Raw genomic sequence first — 344 nt, forward strand, 5'->3', positions numbered from 1 at the left:
ATATCTGGATTTATTTTCACTGTAATATCTTCTCCTGTTGCACAATCTATAGCTTTTGTTACTGTAATTGTTGCATCGATTAACTTCTCAAATGGTTGGATTGTTGCTCCAATTGTTCCTAAACATCCTTTGTCATCATATACATTTATTGTATAATTTCCTCCTGCTTCATTTGTTGATGTGTATACAAAACTTCCACTATCCTGAAGTACTGCTGCCGTTCCTGCATCGATAAACTCTACTCGTACATAGGTTCCTGTTCCTCCAGTAATAGCTCCTGGATTCACTGTTATCGTTGCATTATTTGTTGTATTTGCTGTTGTACATCCAAACTCTGATACTGT

The 344-nt window shown here is 36.0% G+C and carries 1 protein-coding gene; it reads right to left on the bottom strand.

Annotation, left to right across the window (positions count from 1 at the left end):
- The coding region (locus tag Q0881_RS17780) for a hypothetical protein (RefSeq protein ID WP_299163322.1) at positions 1–344 on the bottom strand (344 nt) is incomplete at both ends.

This window comes from uncultured Tenacibaculum sp., assembly GCF_947494125.1.
In the GTDB taxonomy this organism is placed as follows: domain Bacteria; phylum Bacteroidota; class Bacteroidia; order Flavobacteriales; family Flavobacteriaceae; genus Polaribacter.